General features: G+C 71.6%; 6 protein-coding genes. 2 read left to right on the top strand and 4 right to left on the bottom strand.

All coding sequences use genetic code 11. The features are described from left to right. Positions 1-98: 98 nt before the first annotated feature. The 4 genes from O2L01_RS15010 to pdhA all read right to left on the bottom strand — a co-directional run bounded on the left by O2L01_RS15010 (position 99) and on the right by pdhA (position 5,487). A complete protein-coding gene (locus O2L01_RS15010) occupies positions 99-1,607 on the bottom strand; it encodes a hypothetical protein (protein WP_270122773.1) in 1,509 nt (502 codons plus the stop codon). 431 nt (positions 1,608-2,038) lie between these two features. Then, positions 2,039-3,352, bottom strand: coding sequence for a dihydrolipoamide acetyltransferase family protein (locus O2L01_RS15015; protein ID WP_270122774.1), 1,314 nt, complete (start codon positions 3,350-3,352; stop codon positions 2,039-2,041). Positions 3,353-3,361: 9 nt separating this feature from the next. Next, the gene (locus O2L01_RS15020) at positions 3,362-4,336 is read right to left on the bottom strand and encodes an alpha-ketoacid dehydrogenase subunit beta (protein ID WP_270122775.1); all 975 of its coding nucleotides are present in this window, start codon (positions 4,334-4,336) and stop codon (positions 3,362-3,364) included. Beyond that, on the bottom strand, positions 4,333-5,487 hold the full coding sequence (gene pdhA / locus O2L01_RS15025) for a pyruvate dehydrogenase (acetyl-transferring) E1 component subunit alpha (protein WP_270122776.1): 1,155 nt from the start codon (positions 5,485-5,487) through the stop codon (positions 4,333-4,335). The genes O2L01_RS15020 and pdhA overlap by 4 nt, the downstream gene beginning before the upstream one ends. A 229-nt stretch (positions 5,488-5,716) precedes the next feature. Here pdhA and O2L01_RS15030 point away from each other — a divergent pair, with 229 nt between their 5' ends. Both O2L01_RS15030 and O2L01_RS15035 read left to right on the top strand, forming a co-directional pair. Beyond that, the gene (locus tag O2L01_RS15030; protein WP_270122777.1) at positions 5,717-6,445 is read left to right on the top strand and encodes a hypothetical protein; all 729 of its coding nucleotides are present in this window, start codon (positions 5,717-5,719) and stop codon (positions 6,443-6,445) included. A 131-nt stretch (positions 6,446-6,576) separates the two neighbouring features. Further along, positions 6,577-7,422: a hypothetical protein gene (locus tag O2L01_RS15035; protein WP_270122778.1), complete on the top strand. Its 846-nt coding sequence runs from the start codon at positions 6,577-6,579 to the stop codon at positions 7,420-7,422. The last annotated feature ends 160 nt before the right edge of the window (positions 7,423-7,582 follow it).

The raw sequence follows: 7,582 nt of genomic DNA on the forward strand, positions 1-7,582 counted from the left end.
CCACCAACCAACCACTGTTTGTGGTGGCGTCGCCCCCCCGGGGCCCCCCCCCGGGGGGGGGCCCCCCCCCCCCCCCCCCACTGCTGCAACTCTGACTGCTAGGAAGCGTCTTCGCTCGGCTCCGCGCCGCCCTCGCCCTCGGCGGGGGCGCCGAGGAGGCTGAGGCAGTAGACGTCCTCGCCCACGGTGAGGGTCTCGCGGCCCGCGTCGGCGCATTCCTGGCCGTCGCCGACCTTCTGCACGATCTCGTAGTCCTCGCCTTCCTTGGCGTCGGCGCAGTCGATGGCCTCGGCCTGGTCGCCGCTCGTGTGGCGGACGCAGCCGTCCTCCTCGAACTTCGGCGCGGCGAACAGCAGGAAGTACACGCCCACACCGGCCGCGACCACGACGAGCGCGGCGACGATCGCGAGGATCGGCAGCAGCTTCTTCTTCGAGCCGCCACCGCCTTGGGCCGGTTGCGGCGGGTACTGGCCGGGCGGGACCGAGCCGGGCGGCATGCCCGGCTGCGAGTACTGGGGGGCCATCTGCGGCTGCGACTGCTGGTTCGGGTCGTACCCGCCCATCGCCGCCGACGGCGGCTCGCTGTGCGGGTTGTGCGCGCCGATGATGAGCTTCTGCGTGTCGTCCGACTGCGTCGGCGGGGCGGCCGGCGGCGGCGCCTGGTAGGCCGACTGCGGCTGCTGCGCATAGGGGTTGGCCGGAGGCGGCGGGGGCGGGACGGCACCGGGGGCCTGCATCGGGTGCGGGGCCGGCGCGGGCGCCTGGGCGTCCGGGTTCGTCAGCGGGTTCGGCGGCGGCGAAGGCCATGCCGAGGAGGGCGACTGGGCCGCCTGCTCGCCGTAGGGCGCGGGCGCGTTGAAGCCCGAGACGCCCTGGGGCGGCAGCACCTGCGTGCGCTCCTCGTACGGCTGCGCCGCGGGGGCCGGCGGCGGAGACGGCTGGCTCGCGGGCGGCGAGGAGGACGGGCCGAGGCGCAGGATCTGCGTGCCGTCCTGGTCGTACTGCGGGGACGACGGAGGCGCCTGCGCGGCAGGCGGTTCCGGCGCGGCCGGGGCGACCTGCTCGGGCGCGTTGTCGGCTGCGGGAGCAGCCGGGATGTCGATGTCGATCGACGAAGCGGTCGGGATCGCCTGCGTGACGCCCTCGTCGACCTGCTGCGGCTCGGGGGCCGCCTGCGGCGCTTCGGGTTCCGGCGCGGCGTCCGCGACAGGGTTGTCGGCGGCGGGGTTGTCGGCGGCGGGAGCGGCCGGGATCTCGGCGTCCGCGAGCGCGGAGGTCGAGACCGACTCGGTGGCGCCCTCGTCGACCGAAGGCGCAGCGGGGGCCTCAGGCTCGGCGGGTGCCTCAGGGGCTTCGGCCTGCGGCGCTTCGGGTTCCGGAGCGGCTTCGGCGGCCGGCGCCTCGGGGGCGGCCGTGTCTGCGGCGGGCGCGGGCTCGGCCTCGCTCTCGTCGGCAGCGGTGGTCTCGGTGGCGGTGCCCTGGTCGTCGGCGGTCGCCGGCTCTGGACTCGGGGTCGCCGCGGCGTCGGTCTCGGGGACCCGCTCGGCTGCGTTCTGGTCTTCGCTGCCCTCGCCCTTTTCAGGCGGGTTGCCTTGCTCGGAGGTCACGGCTGCTCCTCAATGCTGCTTCCGGCCTGGCGTCTTGGGGGCACGCCAGACGCGTCACACGGTACCGCAGCGGCGCTCGCGATCACTCGACAGGGTTAGTGACCGGGCACGGGAAGGCGGAGCGGGAGCCTCGCGATAGGACGGCCGCGGGGGGTCCGTGGCGAATGGAGGCATAGAAAAAGGCCCGGTGCCAGCGGTTTGCCCACCCCTCATGGCAAACGCGGCACCGGGCCGGTGTGAGAACCCCCTGGAGAGGGTCTCAATGGTGCGGGAACTCGGCGCTGTTCGCCGCACCAATGGGAGGAGATAAAGTTCGCGGTCCCAGTCGCCTGAGACGTCGGAAGCTTCGAAGTTATGTTTCCTCGTTGTTTCCGTGCCTCAATTACAACACCGAACGCCGTGATCCGCCAACGATTCCTCGGTGCCCTTGATCACGTCCAGGCGAGCAGTGTTTCCCCAGGGTGCTGCAGGAACGAGCCGACGTCGGCGAGGAACTGCGAGCCGAGTTCCCCGTCGATGAGCCGGTGGTCGAAGGACAGTCCGAGCGTGGTCACCTGACGGACGGCGATCTCGCCCTCGTGCACCCACGGCTGCGGCCGGACGGCGCCGAACACGAGGATCGCCGACTCCCCCGGAGGGAGGATCGGGGTGCCCGTGTCGATGCCGAAGACGCCGACGTTGGTGATCGAGATGGTGCCGCCGGACATGTCGGCCGGCGAGGTCTTCCCCTCGCGGGCGGTGCGCGCCAGCGAGGTGAGGGCCCCGGCCAGTTCGACGAGGCTCAGGTTCTGCGCGGCCTTGACGTTCGGGACGACCAGGCCGCGCGGGGTGGCGGCGGCGATGCCGAGGTTCACGTCGTGTTTCACGACGATCTCCTGGGCTGCTTCGTCCCACTGGGCGTTGATCATCGGGTGGCGGCGGGCGGCCAGCAGGACCGCCTTGGCCACGAACAGCAGCGGAGTGACCTTGACGTCAGCGAACTCCTTGCGGCCCTTGAACTCCTTGACCGTCTCCATCATGCCGGTGACGTCGCAGGTGAGGAACACCGTGGCGTGCGGCGCGGTGAACGCCGACGCGACCATGTTCTGCGCTGTGAGCTTGCGGACGCCCTTGATGGGGATGCGCTGGTCTTCGGCGGACGCGGTGACGCGGACCGGAGCCGCGGCCGACACCGGAGCTGCGACTGCGGCTTCGACGTCGGACCGGGAGACCGTGCCGTTCGGTCCGGTCGGGACGACCGAGGCGAGGTCGACGCCGAGGTCCTTGGCGAGCTTGCGCACCGGGGGCTTGGCGAGCACCGGTCCGGACGCCGCGGGGGCGGGCGCGGGCGGCGCGACCGGAGCCGCCGGGACGACAGCGGCGGGGGCCGCGGCCGCAGGGGCCGGCGGGGTCTCGCCCGAGCGGCGCTTGCGGCGCTTCGAGCCGGCCTCGCGCGCGCCGTACCCCACGAGGTTGGGCGTGCGCTCGTCCTTCTTCTTCTCGGCCGGGGGCGCCTCGGCGCCTTCGACCTCGAAGCTCGCGAGGGGCTTGCCGACGTCGATCGTCTCGCCCGCTTCGGCGTGGTGCTCGGCGAGCACCCCGTCGTAGGGGCTGGGCACCTCGACGAGGGCCTTGGCGGTCTCGACCTCCACGAAGGGCTGGTTGAGTTTGACCTCGCCGCCCGGCTCCACGAGCCACGCGGCGACTTCGCCCTCGGTGAGACCCTCACCGAGGTCGGGCAGGTTGAACGTGATCCTCTGACCCATGTCCGCTCCTCAGTACTCGAGCGACCGGTCGACGGCGTCGAGCACCCGGTCCAGGTTCGGAAGGTAGTCGTCTTCGAGGCGGCTCGCCGGATAAGGGACGTCATAGCCGGTCACCCGCAGGACGGGGGACTCCAGGGAGTAGAAGCACTCCTCGGAGATGCGCGCGGCCACTTCGGCGCCGAGGCCGATGTTGCCGGGCGCCTCGTGGACGACGACGGCGCGGCCGGTCTTGCGGACCGACGCGAACAGCGGCTCCCAGTCGATCGGGGAGAGCGCGCGCAGGTCGATGACCTCGAGGTCCAGGCCTTCCTCGGCCGCCGCGGCGGCGGCGTTCGCGGCCACGTCCACGGTGGGGCCGTAGGCGATCAGGGTCGCGGTGCGGCCCTCGCGGACGGTGCGGGCGCGGTAGAGGTCGAGCTCGGAGCTCTCGGTGTCGACCTCGCCCTTGGAGTGGTAGCGGCGCTTCGGCTCGAAGAAGATCACCGGGTCGTCGCCGGCGGCGGCCTGCTGGATCATCCAGTAGGCGTCGGCCGGGTTCGAGCAGGTGACGACCTTGAGGCCGGCGGTGTGCGCGAAGTACGCCTCGGGGGACTCCGAGTGGTGCTCGATCGCGCCGATGCCGCCCCCGAAGGGGATGCGCACGACCACGGGCAGGCGCACGCGGCCGCCGGAGCGGTTCGGGATCTTCGCGAGCTGGGAGACCAGCTGGTCGAAGGCGGGGTAGACGAAGCCGTCGAACTGGATCTCGCAGATCGGGCGGTAGCCGCGCAGGGCCAGGCCGATCGCGGTGCCGATGATGCCCGACTCGGCCAGGGGGGTGTCGATGATGCGGTCGGACCCGAAGTCCTTCTGCAGGCCGTCGGTGACGCGGAAGACGCCGCCGAGGCGGCCCACGTCCTCGCCCATGACGAGGGACTTCGGCTGGTCCTCCAGGACGCGCCGCAGGCCTTCGTTCAAGGCCTTGATCATGGACATGGTGGTCATCGGACGTCGCTCCCTTCCTCGAGGGAGGCCTGGAAGTCGACCGCCTCCGCCCGCTGGGCCGCGATGCCGGCGGGCATCTCGGCGTACACGTTGTCGAACATCTCGGTCACCTCCGGGTCGGTGAGCGCCATGACGCGGGCGCGCAGCGCCCGGACCTGCTCGCCGGCCTCGGTGTCGACCGCGGCGAAATAGGACTCGTCGGCCAGGCCCTCGGCGGTCAGCCACTTGCGGTAGCGGACGATCGGGTCCTTCGCGCGCCAGAAGTCCAGCTCGGCCTCGTCGCGGTAGCGCGTGGCGTCGTCGGAGGTCGTGTGCGGCTGCATGCGGTACGTGTAGGCCTCGACGAGGCTGGGGCCCTCGCCGCGGCGGGCGCGGTCGAGCGCGGACTGCGTGACCGCGTAGGTCGCCAGGACGTCGTTGCCGTCCACGAGGATCCCCGGGACGCCGAAGCCCTCGGCGCGGCGGTACGGCGGCAGCCGGAACTGGCGGGCGTTCGTCTCCGAGATCGCGTACTGGTTGTTCTGGCAGAACAGCACCAGCGGGGAGTTGAACACCCCGGCCCAGATCAGCGCCTCGTTGAAGTCGCCCTCGCTCGTGGCGCCGTCGCCGTGGTAGACCACGACGGCCTCGCCGTCGTCGTTCCCGACCGCGCCGTCCATGGCCACGCCCATCGCGTAGCCGGCGGCGTGCAGGGTCTGGGAGGCGATCACGATCGCGTACATGTTGAAGCGGTCGGCGGCGACGTCGCGCCCGCCGAGGTCGGTCCCGCGGAAGAGCGCGAACGACGAGATGAGGTCGATGCCGCGGCACCACTGGACGCCGAGCTCCCGGTAGGCCGGGAAGACCGTGTCCTGGGGCTTGAGGGCCCGGCCGGAGCCGACCTGCGCGGCCTCCTGGCCGAGGAGGCTCGGCCACAGGCCGAGCTGGCCCTGGCGCTGCAGGGCCGTGCCCTGGGCGTCCAGCTCGCGGGTGATGACGAGGTCGCGGTAGAGGCTGCGGTACTCGTCGTCGGTGAGGGAGATGTCGTAGTCGGGATGCTTGACGCGCTGACCCTCCGGAGTCAGCAGTTGCACGAACTCTGGTTCGTTCGCTGAGGCGGGTTTCGGACGGCTCTTGGCCGCCTTCTTGGCAGGACGCTGTGTGTCGCCCATTGATGCCTCCTCATATTCGTATTCCGGTGTATCCAAGCATCCCAAAGTCTTGGGTGGTGCGCGCCATAGCCGCCGCCCCATTACTATTCGAGTCGACGGACTGACGCACAGTAGTGATCGGTCGAGCCATCGACATCATCGGTCCTGAACGGCCGTTTCGTCGCACGGGGGTGGCGGGAAGGAGCGCGCGGTGCGCCGCAGAGGCAGCGACCAGGGGGGACACTGGCCGGTGGGAATTTGGTTCGCCATGGTCGGCGTGAGCGCCGGGACCGTGGCGTCCTTCTCCCTGATCGGATGGACCTTCGCGAAGGACCTCTACGGCGGCGGCGACGGCACCGAACCGCTCGGCTACGACCCCCAGACCGTGGTCATCGAGGCCGAGACCCCCGACCCCTTCGGCGTCACCGGGGGCGACGAAGGCTCGCTCGGCCCCGCCGGGCCCGGGCACGAACCGCAGATCGCCGTCAGCCCCGCCGAGCCGCAGGCCGAACGCATCGTCGACGCCGACGAACTGCCCGAGCGCGACCCGCGCGAGGAAGCGGCGACCGAAGCGAGCACGCCTCCGCAACTGGTCCCGGTCGAGGACGAGGACGACGACTGCGGTCGCGAGGAAGCCGCCCCGGGCGGGAACGCCGGTACGGACCACAACGGCGGCAACGGAAACGGCGAAGGCCAGGGTCAAGGCCAAGGCCAAGGCCAAGGCCAAGGTCAAGGTCAAGGTCAAGGCCGGGGTCAGGGGCAAGGTCAGGGGCAAGGTCAGGGCCGGGGAAACGGCGACGACTGGGACCGTCCCGACCTGCCCGAACTGGACATTGACCTGGACGTCATCTTCGACCAGGCCGACATCGAACTCGACCTCGAATTCGACGCGCCCACCGAGCCCGAGCTCGAACCCGAGGACCCGTCCGACGCCGCCTCCGAACCCGCGCCCGGCGCTTCGACAGGCATCGAGGACTGAGTCCGGCCGGTCCAGCGACTCGCCCGAAGGAGTGAGTTGTGGGGAAGGCCACCCCGTAGCCGTAACTTGCATATGCGGATTGCCGTTACTCCCTCTGAGAGCGCGTCGCAGTGACGGCACACGGATTTTCTGTGGGGTACAAGCAAATGGACCTTTTCTCCCGCACGATGCTCGCCTGTTCGGCCGAGGCGGGCCTGACCTCTACGGCCCTGACCCGGCACGTCTCCCTCCTGCGCCGCAACATCGCGCCCGGCGACCAGGTGTCCCTGCTCAGCCGCTGCGTCGGCTCCGACGGACTCGGCAGCGGCGACCACGTCCTCATGCTCACCGGCGAGCGCATGGTCGTCACCCGCCAATCGCGACTCCTCAGCCGCGTCCGCCTCTGCCTCGACGCGCCGGTGGCCGCGATCGAGAACCTGCGCTGGTCGGCCGACCCGGCCGGACCCGGCGTCGAACTCAACTTCACCGTCCTCGAAGGACCCGGCGAGACCGAGCCGCGCCGCTGGCACTTCTGGCTACCGGCGGCCCACGCCAAGCGCGTCTGGCGGATCGACGCGCTGCTGGCGCGCGCGTTCCGCCGCCCCAAGGCCGACTCCCGGCCCGCGACCGATCGCCTCGCGAATCCTTCGATCTTCGCCGACCTCGACCTGGTCGACGACGCGGCGACGGACCGGACCGAGGACACCGTCTCGCTCGTCAGGACCGCGCTCGCGCGGACCGCGCTGGCGGAGGTCCTGCCGGTCGGCGCCGTCCACCCGACGAGCCCGTTCCCCGCCCCGAACCCGCGCCTCACGGCCGCCGCGCGAGTGCAGCCGCCGCAGCAGCGATCGTTCCTGCCGCCGGTGGTGGCGGTCGACGAGCGTCCCGCGCTTCCGGTGCGCGACACCGCGATCAACGCGAGCAGGCCGCGAGCCGTGCCGCAGCGGCCCACGGGCTTCCAGGCGTCCGACCTCGAGAGCACGATGGCCACGGCGTGAGCCCCCGCTGAGACCGGGATGCGGGCAGTGCAGGCGGCTCGCGCACGCCTGGCAGGACGCGGCCCGCATCCTCAAGACCCGATCCCCCCGAAAGGCCGTGGGGCCGGTGAACCGACGATCTCGGTTCACCGGCCCCACGGTCGGTTCTCGGTTCTACGTC

Origin of the sequence: Glycomyces lechevalierae, assembly GCF_027622945.1 — a bacterium.
Lineage (GTDB): Bacteria > Actinomycetota > Actinomycetes > Mycobacteriales > Micromonosporaceae > Glycomyces > Glycomyces rutgersensis.